Source organism: Vibrio sp. V04_P4A5T148, assembly GCF_963875605.1.
In the GTDB taxonomy this organism is placed as follows: domain Bacteria; phylum Pseudomonadota; class Gammaproteobacteria; order Enterobacterales; family Vibrionaceae; genus Vibrio; species Vibrio anguillarum.
The window spans coordinates 12,893-35,213 of sequence record NZ_CAWNMS010000062.1 but is presented as its reverse complement, the minus strand read 5'-3'; the positions used below and the strand labels follow the sequence as shown (position 1 = coordinate 35,213).

General features: G+C 41.9%; 9 protein-coding genes and 9 pseudogenes. 6 read left to right on the top strand and 12 right to left on the bottom strand.

Annotated features, from left to right (window positions below; translation table 11 throughout):
- Window positions 1–153 precede the first annotated feature (153 nt).
- On the top strand, window positions 154–504 hold the full coding sequence (locus AACT18_RS13380) for a GFA family protein (RefSeq protein ID WP_094124852.1): 351 nt from the start codon (window positions 154–156) through the stop codon (window positions 502–504).
- Between the two features lie 28 nt (window positions 505–532).
- Here AACT18_RS13380 and AACT18_RS13375 read toward each other — a convergent pair.
- The 9 genes and pseudogenes from AACT18_RS13375 to AACT18_RS13335 form a co-directional block, all read right to left on the bottom strand.
- Window positions 533–700: pseudogene (locus AACT18_RS13375) on the bottom strand (IS110 family transposase); the annotation flags it as partial.
- 33 nt (window positions 701–733) lie between these two features.
- A pseudogene (locus AACT18_RS13370) lies at window positions 734–1,201 on the bottom strand (IS66 family transposase); the annotation flags it as partial.
- A gap of 45 nt (window positions 1,202–1,246) precedes the next feature.
- Window positions 1,247–1,591 (bottom strand): annotated as a pseudogene (gene tnpA / locus AACT18_RS13365) (IS66 family insertion sequence element accessory protein TnpA).
- A 51-nt stretch (window positions 1,592–1,642) separates the two neighbouring features.
- A complete protein-coding gene (locus tag AACT18_RS13360; RefSeq protein ID WP_094144274.1) occupies window positions 1,643–3,235 on the bottom strand; it encodes a GTPase domain-containing protein in 1,593 nt (530 codons plus the stop codon).
- Window positions 3,235–5,451, bottom strand: coding sequence for a dynamin family protein (locus tag AACT18_RS13355; RefSeq protein WP_094144273.1), 2,217 nt, complete (start codon window positions 5,449–5,451; stop codon window positions 3,235–3,237). Before AACT18_RS13355 ends, AACT18_RS13360 begins: the two co-directional genes overlap by 1 nt.
- Complete coding sequence (locus AACT18_RS13350; RefSeq protein WP_094124934.1) at window positions 5,451–7,184, bottom strand: dynamin family protein; 1,734 nt, start codon at window positions 7,182–7,184, stop codon at window positions 5,451–5,453. Before AACT18_RS13350 ends, AACT18_RS13355 begins: the two co-directional genes overlap by 1 nt.
- Window positions 7,185–7,650: 466 nt before the next feature.
- Window positions 7,651–8,479: pseudogene (gene tnpC / locus AACT18_RS13345) on the bottom strand (IS66 family transposase); the annotation flags it as partial.
- 930 nt (window positions 8,480–9,409) lie between these two features.
- A complete protein-coding gene (locus AACT18_RS13340) occupies window positions 9,410–9,913 on the bottom strand; it encodes a chemotaxis protein CheW (protein WP_161439554.1) in 504 nt (167 codons plus the stop codon).
- Window positions 9,914–10,501: 588 nt separating this feature from the next.
- The gene (locus AACT18_RS13335) at window positions 10,502–12,397 is read right to left on the bottom strand and encodes a methyl-accepting chemotaxis protein (RefSeq protein WP_094144271.1); all 1,896 of its coding nucleotides are present in this window, start codon (window positions 12,395–12,397) and stop codon (window positions 10,502–10,504) included.
- A gap of 204 nt (window positions 12,398–12,601) precedes the next feature.
- Between AACT18_RS13335 and AACT18_RS13330 the strand changes: the two are divergent.
- A pseudogene (locus tag AACT18_RS13330) lies at window positions 12,602–12,847 on the top strand (IS4 family transposase); the annotation flags it as partial.
- A gap of 29 nt (window positions 12,848–12,876) precedes the next feature.
- Here AACT18_RS13330 and AACT18_RS18140 read toward each other — a convergent pair.
- Window positions 12,877–12,978 (bottom strand): annotated as a pseudogene (locus AACT18_RS18140) (AlpA family phage regulatory protein); the annotation flags it as partial.
- 152 nt (window positions 12,979–13,130) lie between these two features.
- Between AACT18_RS18140 and AACT18_RS13325 the strand changes: the two are divergent.
- The 4 genes and pseudogenes from AACT18_RS13325 to AACT18_RS13310 form a co-directional block, all read left to right on the top strand.
- Window positions 13,131–14,387: pseudogene (locus AACT18_RS13325) on the top strand (IS4 family transposase).
- A 111-nt stretch (window positions 14,388–14,498) separates the two neighbouring features.
- Window positions 14,499–15,272 carry a hypothetical protein gene (locus tag AACT18_RS13320; RefSeq protein ID WP_094143571.1) on the top strand — a complete coding sequence of 258 codons (774 nt, stop codon included), beginning with the start codon at window positions 14,499–14,501 and terminating at the stop codon, window positions 15,270–15,272.
- 98 nt (window positions 15,273–15,370) lie between these two features.
- A pseudogene (locus tag AACT18_RS13315) lies at window positions 15,371–16,354 on the top strand (ISAs1 family transposase).
- Between the two features lie 293 nt (window positions 16,355–16,647).
- Window positions 16,648–16,805, top strand: a pseudogene (locus AACT18_RS13310) (IS21 family transposase); the annotation flags it as partial.
- Between the two features lie 426 nt (window positions 16,806–17,231).
- On the opposite strand, the gene AACT18_RS13305 reads toward AACT18_RS13310, so the two are convergent.
- Window positions 17,232–20,417 carry a type III restriction-modification system endonuclease gene (locus AACT18_RS13305; protein WP_094125154.1) on the bottom strand — a complete coding sequence of 1,062 codons (3,186 nt, stop codon included), beginning with the start codon at window positions 20,415–20,417 and terminating at the stop codon, window positions 17,232–17,234.
- Between the two features lie 10 nt (window positions 20,418–20,427).
- A complete protein-coding gene (locus tag AACT18_RS13300) occupies window positions 20,428–22,317 on the bottom strand; it encodes a site-specific DNA-methyltransferase (protein WP_094144270.1) in 1,890 nt (629 codons plus the stop codon).
- Window positions 22,318–22,321: the final 4 nt, after the last annotated feature.

The following is a 22,321-nucleotide window of genomic DNA, read 5'->3' as shown; positions in this document are numbered from 1 at the left end:
TGGTTATACCGCTCATACAAACGGCTCAAGAGGGATTGCCAACGCGTGGCGGCTTTGATGCAAAATTGAAATTCAGTGTTATAGTGTGTTTTTTTGAGTTCGGTGGTGCATTGTCAACCCCTTAACCGGGCATTATGTTTAAAGAGAATAAATATGGAATATCAAGGTAGTTGTCATTGTGGAGCTGTAAGGTTCAGATTTGTGGGCGAAAAGATCACAAAGGGTCTTCGTTGTAATTGTTCTATTTGCAAACAAAAAGGGGCTTTAATGTCTCCATATACAGTATCGGTAGAAGATATAGAAATATCCGTTTCTAATAATGCATTGGAAACGTATGAGTTTAATAGTGGTGTGGCTAAGCACCAGTTTTGTAGGCAATGTGGAATTTATACATTCCATCAAACATTTCGTCAGACAGGATATTATCGAATAAATTTGGGGTGTCTTTCTGATATTGATACATTCGATTTGTCTTATGATGTTTTCGATGGTGCCGCACTTTAAACATAACAAGAGACTATGGCGTCAAAAGTTAATTTCTGGCGCTGTTTGCATCCCACATGCAGCCATCTCTGAGCATAGAGTTTAAGATAACTATCATCTTTCTGATGCAAGCAATGATCGCTACTTTTTTAGGCTTTCCGGCGGCTAATAGCTTTTGATAGTGCTGTTTAAAAACAGGGTTACATTGCATTGCGGTAAGCGCCCCACGATACCACGGGGCGTTTTAATTTCAGTGTGAGAAGTTCCAAGGAAGAAGTGCGTTGATATCAGACCCTGGCTTGGCCAGTTCTTTCATACATTTGACCATGTAATCATAGAGTATCAGTCCGTTAGCTTTCGCCGTCTCGATAATGCTATACAGCAAAGCACTCGCATCAGCATCAAGCGGATTCGTCGAGAATAACCCATTTTTTCGGCCAATGACCAGAGATTTGATTGCACGCTCTGCTCGGTTGTTGTCGATAGATAAATGCCCATATTCAGCATAGCGTATCAGCTTAGGCCACTGACCCAAGGTGTACTTAATGGCTTTTCCAAGCGGACTCGATTCAATGACTTTCTGAGACGTTAACCAGTCATAGAGGTCATCCAGCAGCGGTTTGGCTCTGGATTGTCTTTCTGACCAACGCTCTTCAGACGAAGCGAGTTTTAATCGCGATTCCAGTGCATACAGCTTTTGGATTTTGGCTAACGCCACAAAGATAGGATTTCGGGCATTCCGAACGCTGATTTCGGAGTTCGCTTAAAAGTGTTCGGATAATCGCGGAATGAGCGTTCGGATTAAACCGAAATAGGTGTTCGGGTCATCCCAAAATGGCTGTTCGGAATGCTCCAAAATACGCATAAATAATGTCATGTTAGCGACGGGAGTTTGAGCCATCTGGTAGCGTGTCGTTTTTTCAACGACTTCAGCTTCGATAAAGCCACCATTTTGAGATTGCCCAGAGCGCTGCAATTGTTAACGCTTTGCATAAAAGGTCGAAAGACTCAGACTATGGCGCTCGCAGAAAACACGATGAGATAGTTGACTGGATTCGTATTGCTCGAACAGGTTTTTCCATTCTTGGTCGGTACGTCGTTTTGCCATTTTAAATCTCCTTGTGGTTGGAGGTTTGATCGTATGGCGTACTGAGGTTCATTAGAATGCGGGGTTTATGACGCGCTTACTTTTCTTCTGCAATAATGATTGCAGTTCACACCGAATTCTTTGAAGCTCTTTCAGATCCTCTTCGCTTTTCTTTGTAGAATAGTCATCCCGTAAAGTTTCTAGCTGATCACGAATAGAATCAAGTTGACTTGCCTGCAATGGTGCTTGTTTTTTTTCGGCAGTAGCTGCCTTAGCACTCTTTTCCTTTGTAGTGTTTGTAACGTATCCTCCACCCCATAGACTTCTGGCTAGCCATGAGAATGAACCCGAGGTGGGTATATTTTCTTGAGGTTCTTCACCCATGTAAGCTTCGACATCAAATTCTGAGCTAAATAATTCCGTATCAAATACGCCAATTTCGAGTAAGTTTAATTCCAACGCCTTAATTAATGAGACTTTTTTCTTTCGACTCTCAATATCTGCCTTAATAGCATGCTCATATACAGCAATCACATGTTCTAATTTCTGGGCCACAATTTGAATAGCGTCACGCGGCTGATCCCATTCCGCCAGTACCTCTAACAAGCTACGCTCACGGAACGCTAGCTCAATACCAGTTGCACTGCTGTAAGCTGACACGCCTTCATATGGAATACCACTCATCATCAACTCTTCGGTAACTTGGTCTAATATCTCATCTAAAGAACCTTGTGGCCGTAGGTCTGCCTTATTGAGAATCACGTATAGAGGCATATCAAGTTCATTTAAACTCGAGAGTTTATCCAAATCATCACGTGGTATAGTGCCATTCGAATCAAGACCAATCACCCAAATTAGCGCCTGTCCCTGAGTAATGAACTCATCTGACACAGCCTGATCTCCCATCGTTGTGCCACCTCTCTGTCCAGGGTTGTAACCAGGCAAATCAATAAAAGCAATATGACGCAGCAACTTGAAAGGAACTTCAAGTGACATAAAGGGGACAAGATCGCGGAAGTTAAAACCAAACTCTTCAACAAATTGATGCAACAAACATGCATATATATGCTTTGACACATCAAAATAACCTCCCTCATGAGAATAGCCACGAATCGCAATATTATCCGCATGACCAACATAGGTTGGGATCGCAGTGACAGGTTCAATACCAATAGGCAGTTTCACCGCTTCATCGGCAAAAAAACTGGAAATCAATGACGATTTACCGCTGCTGAAACCACCAGCCACCGCAATGATCGTACGCTCAGCAAATGTAGATAACGAATCCACCAATCGCAGCTCATCATCCACTGCGCGTATCTCAGTAACTTGCTCCGCCTCATTGGCGAGAACATTAACTCGATTAATCAACGGTAATAAAGAAGCATCAATCAATAATTTAATCGATTTATAGTATTCAGACTCATTTTTTATCGGAGATATTGCCGAGCAAATCAGGTCATAGCGGCTTTTAAGGTCTAGTAACTCTTCAATCTTATTATTTAAAGCGACGCTAACTTTATTGAGTTCAATATGAGTATGCTGGTTATTAGCTACCGTAACCTCATACTCAGCACGTAGTTTTTTTATTGACGAACTCAAGGTAGAGAAAAACTTCTCAGCACTGGTAACTGGCAAAGCCACGTTTGTTTTTACCTCTGTCATTATAATTCCCTCATTTCTGCTTGCATGCGCTTTATTTTTTCTAATGTCAGGGTTTTACTCTCAACCTGTTCCTGAAGATCTTTGATCTCTTTAATTAAATCGGCCACTAACTCTTCACCGATATTTTTCTTCATAATATTATCTATCGATGTACGAACCGACTGAATAAATTCTAAACCATTCGCTTCTAACCGTGAGGCATAGTTTTGCGCAGCATCTTGATATCCTCGTACACTGCTACCTCTAATCTTACTGGACTTGGCTAGTTCCGCCGGTAAATCAGGAACTTCTATATCAGGGAAGTTGACCAGTTTATCCACCACACTGCGACAAACCTCTTGAAGTCGGGCAATGTCGACTTCATGATCACCAATGGTATCACGCAGTTGCCGAGTCATGCCTTTGACCAGTTCACGGCGCCATTGAATAAGCGAGCCATTAGCACAGTCTTTCATGCCGCTCCGCATAAGTTTGGCTAACCCCTCAAGTGCGCGGCGAATTGGCAACGGGTTTAGCGTTGCAACTGAACGGGTTCGTTCTTCATTACCACCGCCCCATAGCTTGCGTGCCAGCCATGACAATCCACCACTTTTTTCAACTTGATAAGTCTCTGTCTCTTGCCCCCCAGCGCTTTCCGATCTCTCGTCCAAAATATCGAATGCTTTTTGAATAGCACGCTCAAGATCAGATGGTAACTTTAGCCGGATGTTCTCCGCTTGGTTGATGAACTCACTATTCGTTGCCACAATAGCCTTGCTGGAAACTTGATTTAAGTGTGCAATTCTTGCCTCAAGCGTAGCTTTGTCACCATTTTTTACCTCATTATGTAGATCTGATAAAACACTTAGTACATCGTCTCTGACTTGCTGTAATGTTTGCCATTGAGCATCGATATATGTTTGCGCTTGCTGTTCGAGTATTTGTACCTTTTTAGCACGAACTGTTTCTACAGCGTCTTGCAGCCGATCACGCGCTGAAAGTTTTTTGAGGCAGGCTTGTCTCGACTCTGGTAAAGAGAAATAATCGCGATAGTTTTCAGCTAATAGCTTCATCGCATGCTCTGCACCATCGTCGCCTATACCGTCATTTTGCAGCAAAGTCTCACAAATTCCTGAAGTAACAATTAAACGCTCACTAATGTCAGCTATTATGCTGCTAAGGACTTCATTTTCAGTACCACTCAAAGCACTAATCGCCTGTTTCGTCAAAATTTGATGCAGTTTACTGAGCGCTACATGCAAGTCTCCCTTAGCCTCATTACGCAAGTTAGAGTGTAGTTGCATATCGGATTGGCTGGCTACCAAATATATTTCTTGAGTTCCTTCACGCGCACTTAAGCGATCAGCCAGCTCAAAGTCCTGCTGGCTAAGGAACTGCCCTGCCGGACTGACCAAAAAAGCAGCATTGCATTCTTTTAAACGTTCGTAAGTACGCTGCTCACGTGATTTAACGGGATCATTAACCCCCGGCGTATCAATAACTTCAATCCCCTGTAGCGAGGACAGCGGTAAACCTAAAACCAACTCACGAGTAAATGGCATAAACTTACCCGTCGCCCCAACATATTGGGTTAATTCGCTATTTAAGTCCTCAATTGAATCTCCGGTTAATACACGCACATCGCCCAGTTCGCCGACATCAACTCCAGAGGCTTCCATTCGCAAACAGATATCGGCAGCCGCGGCTAAGGCACCATTTTCACCTACTTCACGAATAGCTTTTTTATGCAGAATATTCTCATCCAACGGCGGCATTGAACGTGTTGGATTTTGCTTCTGACGCTCGGCATATTCTTTTTTGTAATGCTCAATCAAATAGGTAACTTCTTCTTTATATTCTTGTGCCTTTATCTGTAGATCACGGATATCCTCGGATGAGAAGAAATGTACTTCTGCGGTAAACTTTGGCGCATATCTGATTGAGGTCAACGCTGCCGTCATTGGAGTCGCTGCCTTTGGCAAAACCTCCTTACCGTCAAATAATAAAGCGTTAATTAATGAAGACTTGCCTGCTTTAACACGACCAATAACACCGATTTTTAGAGATCGTCCGGATTGCTGCAATGCTTCCAGATGCTTTTGGACATCCTTGTGTTCTGCGAAGCCACCTGGCTTCAACTTGCTACGCATAGGCGTATTGACTAGGTCACAATAGCGAGCTATTTTTTGCTCAAATTCTTCCAATACTGATAAATATTTTTCTGAACTTACTGACATCAAACAATCACTCCATTAGCGTTTTGTTGCATTTCACTACGAATTTGTTTTAGGGAAGATAAAGAAATCTCCAACTGACTCGCTTCCTGTCCAGTCGTTTTGGCCATCTCGTCATACAAAGATTTCTGAACACTGATTTTTTGCGCTATTTGTTCTGAAGTGACCCGAATCAGCTCCGTCTCAATACACAGCAAAGACTCGTTCACTTGAGGTCGCAACTGAGTTAATACTCCAGGAATAACTTGATTACAGATCGCTTCACGCAACTGGTTAGCTTCAGCTTTCCGTCTCAAGTTACCAAATAACTCTCCAACAATTCCTGGCAAAATGACAAAAACCACTTTAAGAATTGGATTAGGAATCAGTATTGCTATTGTGCTAAGTGATATGATGCTCCCAACACTCTTTCCTTTGTTAGCGTGATTTCCCTTATCTGTTGCTATTGACTCATTCAAACCCGCTATGGCATTCATGGCCTGCGATTCAATAGTAGAAATTAGCCCCTCGACCCAATTATGATCATCAGAGCCCAACGCTAGACCACTGATGTTGATATTACCTGAGAATTGATAAGCTATATTCGCTGTCGTTTGCTTTAACAATGCTTGAATTTCTACGCTTAGAGTAGAGCGAACCAGATCACCAATGGTGTTACGTAACTGTGTCTCACCCATACGTGCCTGTATCAGCAGTTCTTCGGTGGCTTTGTGTAGCGCTTGCTCTAACCTGCTTAAAATCAGGTCGCTTTTTTGTACACCCCCCCTTTGCTTGATCTCTTGCAACATACGGTCACGATCAGCATCTAAATTATTTAACGCCTGATCAGCTTCTTTTAAGGCTTGAGCAATGTCAGAAGCATTTGCATTCAGTGCATTAATAGCCGTATTAACCATACCGTCAGCATCGAAGAAAAGGTTTTTCACCATTGGCAAGGCCATCACATCAAACAGTGCAGTTTTATTTGCTGAATTGATTGTTGCGAGCATATCAGCTGCATTATCTTTATTTACTGCACCAGCAACCGGCTCACCAGTAAGTGTAAATAAGCAATCTGACACATAATCACGTGCAGCTTCTAGCTCCTGTGGCGACGCCAAATCTGTTTTGGTCAGGAAAACTTTTACACAGCGACCAAGATCCAAAATCTCCTCAATTCGCCGCAGATCTTGGCGACTAATGCTGCCAGCTTTACAATCCATCAAATATAGATACATGACTCCAGTCGTTATATAGCGCAGAATAGCTTCATTGTGTTTATTAATTCCAGAATCAAACCCCGGCATATCAACCAATACCAAGGGCTCTATCTGCTGTAAAACTGGGCTATTAAGGTAGAGACGCACTAACTGATAGTTTCCAGCATTAGCTGATAGCAAGGGTAGTTCAGAAATTTCATGTTCACTCCATGCCCCCGCTTGTGATAGTGCCATCAATTTTTCTTCAGTACTGAAGTGAAGTTCGGCCGGGATTGCTGTTTCAGGAGATACTTTTTCTGGCAAAACTTTTCGCTCAAGAAGAGTGTTCAGTGCGGTAGATTTTCCGGTACTAAAACCACCGACAATTGGTACGTATAGTACTTGCCGTGCCGCAGCCGTTGCCACTTCGTCAATCGAAGTTTGTAGAATATTCGCTGACTGTTGTAACAACTCGGGAGTGCAACCAGCCGCTGTATTGATATATTTACTTAACCCTTGCAAATAATCTAAGATTTCCTGCTTGCGTTTAGATTCCATTATAAATTTCCTTCTATGAACGGACTAAACAATGACTTGATCTTTGTTCATTAAGCAAAGAAAGCGGCTTATTAAATCATAAGTCATTGAATTAAAATCAAGGTTTAATCTGTTTTGTGGTCATGGTCGTTATACCACCAGTTTGGTTTAAGCTATCTATTTTTTAATCCCTAGTAAGAAAATTTCCGTCCTAAATGACGCTTAAAAGCTATTGATAAATCAAACATTAACCAACTGATTCTTATGCGTTTATATACACTAAAATTGGATAAGAAACTCGGTTTTTGAGTACAATTTCTTATGTGATACAACCAAATTGTGATCGGTTTTTGCTTCTGTGCTTGGGCTCAAGCACAAGTGATTATCTATTCACCAACACCTTAAATGGGTTGGCAAACCTCTGACTGAGCCTCTGATGCGTGGCGATAAGTTGGAATGTATCCGCCCCACGATACCACGGGGCGTTTTAGTGTTTGAAGTTCCAAGGAAGAAGTGAGTTGATATCAGGCCCTGGCTTGGCCAGTTCTTTCATAAATTTGACCATGTAATCATAGAGTATCAGTCCGTTAGCTTGCGCCGTCTTGATGATGCTATATAGCAAAGCACTCGCATCAGCACCAAGCGGATTCGTCGAGAATAACCCATTTTTTCTGCCACAGACCCAAGTTGTACTTGATGGCTTTACCAAGAGGACTCGATTCAATGACTTTCTGAGACGTTAACCAGTCATAGAGGTCATCCAGCAGCGGTTTGGCTCTGGATTGTCTTTCAGGCCAACGCTCTTCAGCCGAAGCGAGTTTTAATCGCGATTCCAGTGCATACAGTTTTTGGATTTTGGCTAACGCCACATCCGCTTTCCCTGTTTTGCCTTTGCCCTGAAGCTTCTTCGCCTCCATGAACTTACGGCGTGCACGAGCAAAGCAACCGACATTGGTGACCTTGGTTAATCCATCATAAGCCGCGTAACCATCACTTTGTAGATAGCCTGAGTAATCACCCCAGAAGTTCACGGGGCACGCTCTCGCACGGCTGTTTTGATAGTCGAACAAGACGATATTTTTCATGTCAGGTAAGGTGGCTTCTGGGGAGTCGGCTCCCGAGCAGTACAACCACATGTAACATTGCTTCTCTTCCTTGAGCACATTGAGCGGCGTTTCATCGGCCTGAACTACCCCTTGTTCGAGTAAGTGAGTCTTCAGTGCCTGATAAAGCGGTTTGAACTTTTCACTCACTTGGATAACCCACCTTGCCATAGTGGCTCTCGATAGCTCAATACCTGACTGGGAACACACTGTAAACACTGAACTTCAATTTTGCACTAAAGCCGCCACGCGTTGGCAATCTCTTTTGAGCCATTTGTTCTGCAAATTCAATAAGATAAACTGAATTCACACGACCAAAAGCCACAATTGCAATGGTTGAGTGATTCAAGAATCAACCCAAGCAAGAGCCGTGATAAATAAGCCGCCAAAACAAAGCCCACCTTTCAACAACAAACCAAGCTTTTGAGGCAGACAAATTCAACAAGCAGCGCATTCAGCAAATGCGAAATATTCGATTAACTTGCCCTTTCCACACATTGCGCGCGCTAAATTCACAACAGGCCAACGCTAAAACTGATTGAGGCAAACAAAGAAATTTGCCTGTTTTACTGCTTGAGTTAACCACGAATTTGAGGGTGAAAATGCTCATCTGCCGACAGCAGATCACTTCAAGTCAGTTAGAGTAAAGACAAAAAGTCCCCCTTGACCTTGCATGAGACTTTATCTTTAAGAAAGGTAAACTGATTATACAGTCCGTTTCAGGGTCCGTACTAGAAGAAAAATCTTGTTGAAAGCCAAGTATTACCTGTTCGGTTACGTCTTTATGACTGCCTAAGATGTATTGCTGGTGCTCCTCATGTACCGCCATTCCTAACGACTCAATCCAGCGATATTCCCCATGGCAGCTTTTCACACGATAACGTAAGCTTCTGCCAACAATTGGCTCCGCTTTACGATCCGAATACTTTGCATGACTCTTTCGACGTCATTGGGATGAACAAGCCGTATCCAGTCTCTCATCAATACTTTAGAACAAGGTACACCAAACGCTTTGTAAAACTTATGATTTAACAGCGAGGCTCGAGTTCCATTTTGTAACCACAATCCATCGTCTGAGGACTCAAAGAATGACGTTAACTGACTCAACGCGATACTGTGCACATTCAAGTCCATAAAAATCGCTCAAAATCCTTGTTGATGATTCGCCTTAGGCTTCACTCTGCAAGACAGACGTATCACCTTATTCACATCCAAAGCTTGAATAAGGCCACCTTCTGACTCGATAACACCTTGAATGAAAATATTGTTGCCAGCCTCTTTCGGAGGCAAGTGAAACTTATCTTGCGAACAATCGATAATGTGGTCTACCTTTTCAACCAGAAGAACCAAATGCTCGCCCAGACACTCGATAATAACAAACGTTTTTCCAACAGCCCCCTCTTGGGCAGTAAGCGCCCCCAACAACGCAGATAAGTCTAATACTGGCATCGTTCTCATCCTTAGCGTTACACCGCCTAAAACATAAGGAGGAGTCTCTGGTATTGCGCTTATAGAACTGTATGGCAAAATTTCTTGAACATGCTCTATATTGATCGCGAATGGATTCTTATAACCTGATAAATACAATAACAACCACGAACTCACTGTTTTTGATTCATTGTGATGCTCAATTTCAACACTCGTCATAACGGAGTTCCCCATTTACCTTTTGTGCACTTTGGTACAGCTCAAACAGTACTTCATCAATGTTCCGGTGAGGATGGCGACAAGCTTTCAAAAAACCTCGAACATCTTGCCTCACGCTCCCATATTTTGGCTCATTCAGCATACGCTTGTAGTACGCCGTCAGTATTTCTCTTCGTTTATGTGCTGGCACATAAACGGATATGTTACTCATGGTTAGATATAGGCACAGCAGCCCATTGGAGACTAAGTCATAGACAAGCACTTCTTTTTGCATTCCTACTCACTCGCTATCAGGCGCATTTAAACTTTAAACTGACGAATTGTTTCACTTAAACCAATATTCAAGGTGTGGATCTTTTCCGCCTCTTCTGCAAGCGTTTCACTGCCAACACTCAGTGACACTACAATATCTTTAATTTGATTCATGTTCTGACTAATATCTGCCGCCACGGCTGACTGCTCTTCCGCAGCAGTAGAAATTTGGGTGCTTGCGTCATCGGTCTGTTGTGCATAATCAGCTAATGTCCTCAAACTCCCGCCGACTTGCTCTTGCCCTGCCGCTGTANACTCACTCGCTATCAGGCGCATTTAAACTTTAAACTGACGAATTGTTTCACTTAAACCAATATTCAAGGTGTGGATCTTTTCCGCCTCTTCTGCAAGCGTTTCACTGCCAACACTCAGTGACACTACAATATCTTTAATTTGATTCATGTTCTGACTAATATCTGCCGCCACGGCTGACTGCTCTTCCGCAGCAGTAGAAATTTGGGTGCTTGCGTCATCGGTCTGTTGTGCATAATCAGCTAATGTCCTCAAACTCCCGCCGACTTGCTCTTGCCCTGCCGCTGTATCTAGACACATCTGCTTGGTGCGAGAGATAGCCTCCGACATTTTATGATTGCTCTCAAGCAAGGCATTCAGTACCTTGTCTATTTCTCCTGTACTATCCATAGTGCGGCTTGCTAAAGTCCGAACTTCATCCGCAACAACAGCAAACCCTCTTCCCTGCTCTCCAGCTCGAGCCGCCTCTATCGCAGCATTCAGAGCCAATAAGTTGGTCTGCTCTGCAATATCACCAATGACTTTAAGAGCACCACTGATATTTCGGCTATTTTGGTCCATCTGCTCAACCAACAAAACTGATCTCTCCATGTCTTGCAGTAAGTCTTCAGTCAAAGACTGAGCTCGTTTCACGACTTGCTCCGACTCAGCACCAAGCTGCGATGCTTGCACTGTAATTTCAGAAGCTTTCACAGCACTTTGAGCAACAGATTGCGCCGTACTGTTCATTTCATCAATCGCGGTAGCGACTTGCTCAGTTTCTATAGAGTGTTGGCTAATGCTCTCTGCATTTTCCACTGTCAAGGATTGAAGCTTCGTAACGTTGATTGAGAGATTACCTGAAATACCAACAATCTCTTTAACTGCCAAGTGCACTTTGTCTATAAACAAATCAATGCCGTCAGCTATCTGCCCCAAATCATCACGTCGACCAAGCTCTAAACGTTTAGTTAGGTCTGCTTCACCTTTTGATAAGTCCAACGCTAGCTCACGAAGAGATGTTATTGGTTGATAAAGCTTTGTGATAAGGAAATAGAATAGAATTAAAGTAACGGTGATACCACCGACCACCATCATCGCTGAACTGGTACGCGTGCTGTAAATTGGAGCAAATGTTCTGTCATCTTCAAGCGCGACTCCCAAGTACCAGACAGTATCGGCCAATTCTATAGGAATGGAGTAGAACATTTTGTCGTCACCACCAAAAGCATACTCTTGAAACAACATACCATTAGAATTTAGTACGTTTCTGGCAACATTGGAGAACCCCTTCAATTTGACGGCTTGCTCGCCATTGTTAATCGCCGAGGATGACGTCGCTAAAATGGTTGATTCGTCATCCATAATAATGCCCAGCGCTCCGTCGACACCACTGAAACTCTCAACAATACTATTAAGTTTTGATAGTTCAAAATCAAAAGAGATGACACCGCTACTGATTGCTATAGCCATAGAGACCCATACCTTACCAGTAGAAGCCACATATGGTTTTGTTGTTGCAACACCTCGTTTACCTTGAGTAACCAAATACCACTCTCTAGTCGTCGCATCACCATTAAATATATGACCTGGCCAGTTTTTAGATGTCTGGTTCCAATAAGCTTTACCATTATGTTCAGTAAAGACAACACTGCCAACATTGGCTCCCGCGGCCATTTGTTTTACAAAGCTCACTTTATCTTCAGGTATTGGATTCTGACTATAAAACTCCGCTATCTGCTCTAAACTAGCTACTTTTTCAAGAAAGTAACTGTGAACGACTTCTTCTTTGGCTTCGACATACTCCTTTACCGTTTTGGTTTTGTCTTCTTTGAAAGCAGAGGAAACATTATTGTAAGTAATAAAACTTACGGCCCCAAGAGCTAGAGAAACTAACAACAATACACCAAGGATAAGACTTTGTTTGAATCCGACATTCATAAGAAAAAATCCATCAATAGAAATACCGACCAACGATACAGAACATCTATCAACAGCAAAACGGTACTTAAGTACCAAAGAAAGAACCCGCACTACATTAACAATTCGGACATGCGGTTTTATACGTAATATTTACTGACATCATTAGTTGATCAACTCATTTCCGGATAAAGAACTATCTGAACTTCACCTCTCAGCTCGGCCTGTAATACGTTGAATGGAGACTACTTATACCAACTTAGCTTCAATGGATCCTTAGCCCACATCATGCGCCTAATAGTGGGACTTCCATACTCGTCACCGGGAGCAATACCGAGGCAACTCCAAAATTTCTACGCAATGAGTGGGAGCTTAATACTTGAGCCAAGGCGAGAAAGATCCGTCCCTAGAGTCGTGAAGAAAAAGCCAAGCCGATACCCTAGAAAATACAATGCCGCTCACCTTAAGTGAACGGCATTAGGACATAATGTCCTCCTCTTTTATGCTCGTTGCCTAGCCTGATCGACACGACTATCTATCCATTGCTGTAATTCACTTGGAACCCAGGCCACCATTCGATCACCTAATGAAATTGCTTGTGAAAAGTAGCTTTCCCCCTATCAATTGGTATACATAAGAGCGGCTACATAGACAGGATCTTAAGAGCTAAGTGATTTATTTAGATAGAAAAAAGGCTTCATTTATGATCAGATAATCGTCGCCAAACAAACTACCTATACCAACCGTGAAGCCGATGACGATTATCTCCTTACAAAAGCAGTTTAAGCAATTCTTTAATGCTGATAATGGCAAAAAGTACAGGGCTTATGAAGCGATGTCGGGCGATTTTACCCGAGCAATTAGTCATAAGCTTAGTGACGGCGTTGAGTAAAGGGAACGGCTCCTCCATTGCGGATTTACTAAGGCAATTTAATGGTATGTGCTTAAGTGCTGAAGATACCGTGGCTTACAGCCCTATCATAACCAGTTGAGAAAAGAAGAGTTTCCGATATTCATGCGTCAGTTGGCGCTGCGAGCAATAGCACAGTTTGCTCGCCAGCACAGAGCCACCCTACCAGATAAACTTGCCACCTTTGATGACGTGTTGCTTCAAGATGGTAGCTCTTTCCACATTCATCGTGATCTTGCGGACGTTTATCCAAGCCGGTTTAAGCGTAATCCTGCAGCGGTCGAATGCCACATGACCATGTCCTTAAAAAGCTTTTCTCCCGTCGCGATGAGCATCAGCGTGGATACGGCGTCAGAAAGAGACTATTTACCTAAGCCCAAAGCAATGCAGAACAAATTGCTGCTGGCTGACGCAGGTTACCCTGATTTCCACTTCTTTAGCGAGCTTGAGCACTATGGTGGCCTCTGTATCGTCCGAGGAGCCAAGTCTTTGAACCCTAATGTTATTGAGGCGAAAAACGGTCAGGGGCGACGGCTACCTAAGCTCGAAGAGAAGAAGCTTAAAGACATTACACGAGGCACCAATCGCTCACAAATCCTCGACCTGCAAGTTCGTCGTGGCAAACGAGAATTTAGAGTAGTAAGACGTTGGTTTGCAGAAGAAAAGCGATTTTGCATTTGGATAACTAACTTACCTTCTGACACCTATACAGCTGATGACATCATGGCGATCTATCGTTGTCGATGGCAGGTGGAGTTGCTTTTTAAGGAGTTAAAATCTCACACAAACTGGCAACGATTTGTCACAGCACAAAAGGCAATCGTTGATGGGCTTATCTGGGCCAGTTTGCTCGCGCTGATCATTAGGCGCAGTACAGTGCTGCAGACAATGCCACCGGTCTCGCTGTTTAAAGCGGCAAAAAATGTGGATGTGCGGCTGTTACCCATATTTGAATGTATCAGCCACAAAGCCTGGTCAGAAATAGGCAACACACTTGAATGGGCCTTTAGCTATATATTCAATAACGCGCGAAAGTCCGCACAGAGGAAATCAAAGAAAAACATCACGTTAGACGGGATTTATGCAGGACTTAATGCTTAAGGTTCAGTCTATGAGAGCGGCTAAGCCCCGTCCACTGTTAATATAACCAGCATTGAAATTACTATAAGCACCTGATATTACTGCGAAAATTTTTAAAAAAACGAGTAATATATGGACCCTATAGAAATTGCAATAAAGAACGAAAGACGTGAGTCTTTTATTGAATATAACTTCATAGTTTGGACAGATAGACAAATAAACAAAGTTATAGGTGTCACTTTTGACAAGGTTAAAGGGGAAAAAGTTTCTAATAGAGCTTTATTGCAATACCTCGTCAACAAGATATCATCAAAAGATGTACCGATAATATTGATCGAGCATGATTTTCCTCACCATGACATACAAGTAATTAATGCCCACAAAAATAAATTATATAAGTACCAATTACTGGAAAATGAACTTGCAGACTTAATCTGTTCTGAGTTTTCTATTAAATTAACTAACTCTGAAGACAAAGAGTCAATCAAAACAGTAAATGTAAACGAACGAGTTTATGATGGTTTTCACACATGGAGTAGGCAAACATTTGGTTCTAGTATCAAAAAGTGTGATGTTGACTGCTTACTCTTCAATGATGGACAAGTAATGTTGACCATAGAGGTAAAAAATACTTCAAGAAGTGGTATAGAAATAGAAAATTGGCAGCCGTACCCAGACGACCAGGATAATTACAAGATAATTGGACTATTCTCAAGAGATGTACTTAACTGCGACTTCATAACTCTACATCACAATTTACCTATGGATACTAATGATAACTCATCTAACATTAACGTAGGACTTTGGCGATACGACTTGTCCCATTCATTTAGTTATTTTAGATCAAATAAAAACCGCATAGTAACTAAACTAAGTGAAGTAATATGTGAATATACTAAAATATAGTGCCAGGGCAAGATCATGAACATTTTTTGCGCAATGCGAGGTTAAATTTGACCTGACGTGCGGGCTGTGATCTTATGCTCCTCTTTTAAGGAGCTGCCATGAATATTAATACCATCAAAGAGCACTTCAGCCTCATCCGTGACGAACGGCAAAGTGCAAAAGTTGACTACCGTTTGATATTTTGTTTGGTTCAATCTGCGCTGTGATAGCCGGTGGCCAAGGCTGGACCGACATTCGTGAATATGTTCTTGGTCACCATGAGTGGTTTCTTAAACAGGGCCTGTTTGAAAACGGCGTGCCCGTTGACGATACCTTTGCTCGTCTGATCGCAAGTATTGACCCTGCCGAGTTTCACGACTGCTTCCTGGGCTGGATGAGTGCGGTACATACCTTGACGTGTGGTGAGGTGGTTGCCATTGATGGCAAGACTTTGCGCGGCTCCTACGATAGAGATGACAGACAAAGTACCATCCATATGGTGAGCGCCTACGCGAGTGCCAACCAACTGGTATTGGGCCAACTTAAAACTGACGATAAGAGCAATGAAATCACCGCAATTCCGGAATTGATTAAGATGCTCGACTTGCGCGGAGCCCTCGTGACGATTGAAAAAAACACCTATCACATCGAGAAACAGAAAGGCCGTGTTGAAGCACGAACTTGCCATGTACTCAAGGCCTGCGAGTTGGAGGGTGACTTCTCTACGTGGAGCCGACTAACCAGTATTGTCAATGGTTGAAAATTACCGAGCAGCAAAAGGCAAAGCACCAGTGTTGGAGTACCGCTACTACATCAGTTCAGCTGACCTAACTCCGGAGCAAGCTGGAAATGCTATTCGAGCCCACTGGGGCATTGAGTCAATGCATTGGATTTTAGCTGTGAGCATGCGGGAAGATGCTTGTCAGATTTACCGAGAAAACGCAGCTGAAAACTTGGCAGGGTTAAGACACATGGCGCTTAACATGCTAAGAGCTGAGCCAACCAAAATTAATGTGCCAATGAAGCAGAAGCGTTGCATGATGAACTCCGGCTTCTTGGAGCAAGTCTTGTTAGCTGGATTTCAGTTGGCGGCTAAATTCTAACCATTCATGCGGACGCCCTGGGGCTTGTATCGATATTGCTTAACTTGCTCAACATGAAGGCCATGGATACGACAATATGCTGCTAGTTCATGCTCTGACATGACTGCTGTTTCTATGACTATTGCGAAGAGCTCTTCCGCTGCTTAGATTTTATTACATGGCAAGTGCATATTTCGGAGCATTTCGGGATTATCCGATCACTTTTAGCCTAACTCCGAAATCCTACCTTTTTCTCTTTTAAATCAATAGCTCGCTATTCTTTACGTCTTAAACAAGAACGTAAGTAAGCGACCATGGTAAAAAAGAGAACTCCAATGAACAAAATCAAAGAGGTATTACGCCTTAAGTACGACTGCGGTCTCTCAAATCGCAGCATCGCTTCTTGCCTTAAACTCCGCCCGTCCACCATATCGTTAAACAAAGCCAACTTGGCTGGCCTCTACCCGAAGGTGAAGCTCATCGTAACGACCGCTCGGAACCTGAGAGACATCGGTTAACAAAAATAAAAGAGTGAGGGAGGATATTATGTCCTCCCTCTGCCTAGCCAGATCTTTGTTCGACTGGCTACGGTCAGTGATTGCTATGGCTTCCCTTAAATAGAATCAAACGTATTGGTTGTCTTGCATAACATCATCTTTAGCTTTGGATAAGTTCAAATTGATGATATATGTGTGAAAAAATAAAAAACAAACTATCATTTTAACTGTTCAACAGCCCCTTATTGCTTTTTTCAAACCATTGTGAACTGACCAATTCAAACAGTGAAAAACTCCAATATTTACAGAAAAAATATTCATGAGTAATCTTTTGCGCTGGCTATCTCGAAAGTAACGCACTTGAAAGTGTTGTCAATAGAGTGCCGGTGAACACTTACCTATCATTTATCATATAGATTCGTTGCGAAAGTATTGTAAGAATCAGCTTTAACGAATTTCGCTGGATTTTCAAGAGCATTACCCTCTTTATCTTTCGACAATGCTTCAAAGTGCGCCATACCACAGTTAATTTTCGCTTGTTCAGACGCTCTTAAATCATCAGAGAAGATACTGGCTTTCGTTTCTACTACAAAGTAGAGCTGCTCACCCATACCATCTTCTTTGTCTATTAACACTGCCCAATCAGGGTTATAGCTACCTAGAGGTGTATCAATTTTGAACCAAGCAGGAAGCTTTGCATAAAGCTTAACATCGTTCGATTCTTCAAGTTTTGCAGCAAACTCTATCTCTGTATCTGAATCACAAATGATGTAATCGTAAACAGACTTTCTCGCTTCAACCATGTTCTTAATATAGCCTGTTAACTCTTCTTCTTGGAACAACTCTTGAGCATAATAATCTTCATCACCAATACGGTGATAAGTAATACCATCCACAATTGCAAGGCGCATTTGTTTACGGATCACTTCACTCGCCAATTCAATGAATCGTTGAGGGTTGTTCTTGAATGCTTCAAGTTTATCACTCAATCCAATCAAGATTTGAACGACCGTCTTACGTGTTAGGTTCGTGTTCGACTCTAGGTAAGTTACAACATCAGGCAACTGGAAGTTTCGATTACGGTAGTATTGAATCTTTGACTGTTCATCAAACGTTTCAAGTTCCGCCTCTGTTACCGCAACTTTGACCTTCTTGTATTCAAATTTCGCACTTGCTACCGTAACGGAGGCACGAATTTCTTTGATACACTTTTCAATCAACTCAGCAACACTAAAATCAACTCGATAAGTCGTTTTGTATTTGATGCGATCCCAAAGAGCCTTGAAGTCCTCGCCTAGAACAACCTGTTTACCGTTATCTTCACGCAGAGTTGCAGTCGTCTTCTCTTCGTGTTTTTTAATACTCAAGCCTTTAGAAACTTTGGTTAAAGTCGCTAAAATTGCATCAGTGTATTCCTTTACACTTTCAGGAAGACTTAGGGTGTTATCCGCAAGATCAGCTTTGAGTGAATCTAGGATTTTGCCGTGCTTGTCAATGTAACCTTTGTCGGTTAAATGCTGATATATCTCTTCTGACTTTTTAGCACCAAGGAACTCTTTTTTATCAAGTTCCTTCGAAATAATGATATTAGCGAACTGATGCTTCTCAATCGCACCGAACTTGATACCTTCTTCTTTCTCAATCTCTTTTTGAAGCTCTGATACAAACTGCTCGTAAGACTCGTTCGCCATAACAGTCAGTGTATTGACTTCAAAACCGTAAGGAACACGCTCACCTGATTGATCAACAGCCAAACGCAAACCTCGACCAATCTCTTGTCGTTTCTTCATCACAGAGTTGGTTTCATTCAACGTACAAATCTGAAAAACGTTAGGGTTATCCCAACCTTCTTTTAGTGCTGAGTGACTGAAGATAAAGCGTAGCTTTTCATCAATAGATAGTAGCTTCTCTTTATCTTTCATAATCAAGTTATAAGCAGATTCATCAGCCGCAGTTTTACCACCTTCACCATTTGCCGCTAGTTTAGATTCAGTGAAAAGTGGATTACCTGCCACATCCTTCTTCTTGTCTTGAGCAAAATAGCCGTTATGAACCGAACTAGCTAGTTCCTTTAGAGCTTGTTCATTGATTACTGGTTTACCTGAGCTATCCTGATCCCACACAAACGGGTACAAGATACGATACTTTGGCTTTCTAAGTTGTTGAGTAAACTCTTCTTCAAACCATTGTGCAAATTTGCCCTGAAATGGCACACCGTCTTTCGTATAGCCTCGGTAGTTCGCTACCTTGTCTATGAAGAACAGGCTTAGGACTTTAATCCCTTTTTGGCTCATCACTTTTGAATAATCCATAGGGTTAACGCCAGTCGTGATCTTTTTGAAGAATTTAAGCTCTTTCTCTAAATGCTCCTCAACGGTTTTGGATATCTGCAAACGCTTATAAGTGTCTTCATCAACTTCACCAATTGCCTGTCCTAGACTGATAATGTCGTCACGGCTAGTAAAATCGATATACTCACTACCTTCTTCACAATAGATGTCGTTGATAACATAACCTTCGTAAACAGTTCGTCCACCAGAAGCTTCAAACAAATCTGTTCCACTTCTAACCGTGATGACCTTACGTGGCTGTAGCTTGCCCGCTTTCGTTTGAACGTCAATCTCTACTTTCGCTATAATTGGCGATTTCTTGTTATCAACACTAATCAACTTGATATAGGCTTGGTTGTAATTGTCCTGAACAGCTAAAGAAGCCACTTCAATCTGTTTAACAAGTTGGCGAGAATAAGCATCAATTGAGTCAAGTTTGTAGAGCAAGTTAAACTTTTCTGTCAACGTTGCGGAATATCGGAACGTGCATAATGGGTTTAAGCTGGCAATCGCTTTTTTACGGTTAGCTGTAGAAGCAACTGACTGAGGTTCATCAATCAATACAACAGGATTAGTCGCTTGAATGAACTCAATCGGCTTCATACCGTTCAATCGATCATCAGTTCGGTGAATCAAGTTGGCTGTAGTCTCTTTCTCTGGGTCGGTGAAAGACTTACTAAATGCGTCAATGTTGATTACCATGATCTGAACATAATCATTCGTTGCGAAGTTTCTCACCAATTCACGCTTTGATGAGTCGTATACAAAGTAATCATACTGAACGTTCTTATACTCTTTCCTAAAGTGCTCTTCAGTGATTTGCAGAGATTTATACACCCCCTCTTTAATCGCTACGGACGGAACAACGATGATGAACTTGGTAAACCCATATTTTTGATTCAGCTCGAACACACTACGTAGATAAACATAGGTTTTACCCGTTCCCGTTTCCATCTCGATAGTAAAATCGAGACTTGGCAGAGCTTGTTTTGACGTTTCAGTTTGCGGTAAGCCATTTACAAGCTGAACATTTCGAGTATTTTCATACATCTCTTCTGGTAAAAGAGTAAGAGCATTCGCTACGCCAATGTCATTGTTTCTAGCAAATAGTCCCAACTGTTCATTAGTCAGGGCATTGGATGAAACAGAAAAGTTCGATTGGAACATTTCCTGCCCTTCAAACACGCCTACGACTGCATTAATCGCATCTTTCTGATGAGTTAGATCAGGATCAAACTTTATCTTCATTTCAGACATAATTTATCCCCTAAATACTCTTAACATCTTCGATGCCAGCTTGTTTCAAAATTTGAATAGCGTTGGTCTTAACTCGATCATCTGAAAATCCTTCATCTTTGAAGACAACTTGAGTCGTTTCAGGATCGTATTCATCTTTTAGCTTGGCGATACCTTCAACCGTTTCGGTTGAAATTTCATCATCTAAGCAAACAATCAAAGCCCCAGCACCGACAACAAATACAGTTTTGCCATTCACAGTTTGAGTTTCTACAGGCGTGGTTAATTCATAGCCATATTTGAGGAAGATTTCATACAAAACATCTTCACTTGAACGACCATCTTTGATTGATTTGGTAGCTTGTTGCAGCACTTGTTCTAGATTCTCAAAGTCTGCTTCCCAAGGACGAACATTTGTCTCGTCAAGTTTAAAAGTTTTATAGCCTAAATAATTAGCTGGCTGATCATCAACCTTGAAGCTAATAATAGCTCTCTTTAAACGTTCTCGACTAATTTCTGCAATATTTTTATAGCCCGTTCTCTTAGCTTCTGATTTATCTGTACATGGTTCAGGTAGTTGAACCATAATAAAACGCCTATTCCCCCCATCTTCTATATTTTTTTGCATTGTCGCATGCCCTGTCGTTGAAGAGCCTGCAAAAAAATCTAGGACGATATCATTCTCACTCGTATTTGTAGCAATAGTAAGCATCTGCTTAATCAATGTTGTCGGCTTAGGTGTATCAAATGGCGACTTCGCATTAAATAAAGCTTTAAGCTCTTTATTTGCTGCATCATTATGCCCAACCTCTTCGAAACTCCACCACGTTGTTGGAACGCGACCTTGCTGAACTTCATTTAAATACCTTTTTAACTGCGGAGCACCGTTGCCATCTTTTCCAAAATATATACGGTTCTCGGACAACCATTGCTGCATCGTATCTTGACTGGCACGCCAGCAACTGCCTTCTGGAGGGAAATATTCTTTTCCTGTATTTGGATTAACAATCGGATAAACACCACTTTGTGAAAATGAACGTACTAATAAATTATCAGAACGCCATAAACCTTTACCATCACAGTCATCATGCTTATAAGGTTTGTTTTGCTCTTCAGTTCTTGGTAATAAATTTCGCTCAAAGTCAGCCCCCTTTCTATAAGCAAGAATGTGATCATGCATATTTGAAAAACCTTTCGCATCATTTGTTGCTGCATATTTTTTCTGCCATACAATATTTGCTAAAAAATTATCTTCACCAAAAACTTCGTCACATAATTTCCGTAGATTACTAACCTCTACATCATCAATTGAAATAAATATAGCACCATCATTTCTTAATAAATTTCTTGCTAACTTTAGTCTAGGATACATCATGTTCAACCAAGATGTATGGTAACGTCCTGACGATTCAGTGTTTGCTGAAATATTATTTCCACTACCGTCAACTTGCCCAGTCTGTTCAAAATAGTGTTTTAGATTCTCGTGAAAGTTATCTTTATAGACAAAATCTTTACCAGTGTTGTATGGAGGGTCAATGTAAATCATCTTCACTTTTTTGTGGTAAGACTTTTGAAGTAGCTTCAAGACTTCAAGGTTATCCCCCTCAATAAACAAGTTCTCGGTTGTATCCCAATTGACGCTTTCCTCTTTGCAAGGGCGAAGCGTACCTGTAGAAGGCGTTTGAGCGATTTGTCGAGCTTTTGTTTTTCCATTCCAAGTAAAATTGTAACGTTCTTCTGAATCATCAATCTCGTCACCTAGCACAGCTCTTAGTGCTTCAAAGTCGACTTTACCCTCAGAAAATGCATCAGGGAAAAGCTGCTTTAGCTGCTCGATGTTTTGGTTAGTTATGTCTAGGCTTTTTGCTTCTGGACTGCTGCCCGTGATCTTTTCTAGCTTTTGCTGCTGTTCTTGGCTCATTATA

What these genes read in the sequence shown, in the direction of transcription:
- AACT18_RS13300 (WP_094144270.1), bottom strand. Translation starts at nt 22,317, where the DNA reads ATGAGCCAAGAACAGCAGCAAAAGCTAGAAAAGATCACGGGCAGCAGT.
- AACT18_RS13350 (WP_094124934.1), bottom strand. Translation starts at nt 7,184, where the DNA reads ATGGAATCTAAACGCAAGCAGGAAATCTTAGATTATTTGCAAGGGTTA.
- AACT18_RS13355 (WP_094144273.1), bottom strand. Translation starts at nt 5,451, where the DNA reads ATGTCAGTAAGTTCAGAAAAATATTTATCAGTATTGGAAGAATTTGAG.
- AACT18_RS13305 (WP_094125154.1), bottom strand. Translation starts at nt 20,417, where the DNA reads ATGTCTGAAATGAAGATAAAGTTTGATCCTGATCTAACTCATCAGAAA.
- AACT18_RS13335 (WP_094144271.1), bottom strand. Translation starts at nt 12,397, where the DNA reads ATGAATGTCGGATTCAAACAAAGTCTTATCCTTGGTGTATTGTTGTTA.
- AACT18_RS13380 (WP_094124852.1), top strand. Translation starts at nt 154, where the DNA reads ATGGAATATCAAGGTAGTTGTCATTGTGGAGCTGTAAGGTTCAGATTT.
- AACT18_RS13320 (WP_094143571.1), top strand. Translation starts at nt 14,499, where the DNA reads ATGGACCCTATAGAAATTGCAATAAAGAACGAAAGACGTGAGTCTTTT.
- AACT18_RS13340 (WP_161439554.1), bottom strand. Translation starts at nt 9,913, where the DNA reads ATGACGAGTGTTGAAATTGAGCATCACAATGAATCAAAAACAGTGAGT.
- AACT18_RS13360 (WP_094144274.1), bottom strand. Translation starts at nt 3,235, where the DNA reads ATGACAGAGGTAAAAACAAACGTGGCTTTGCCAGTTACCAGTGCTGAG.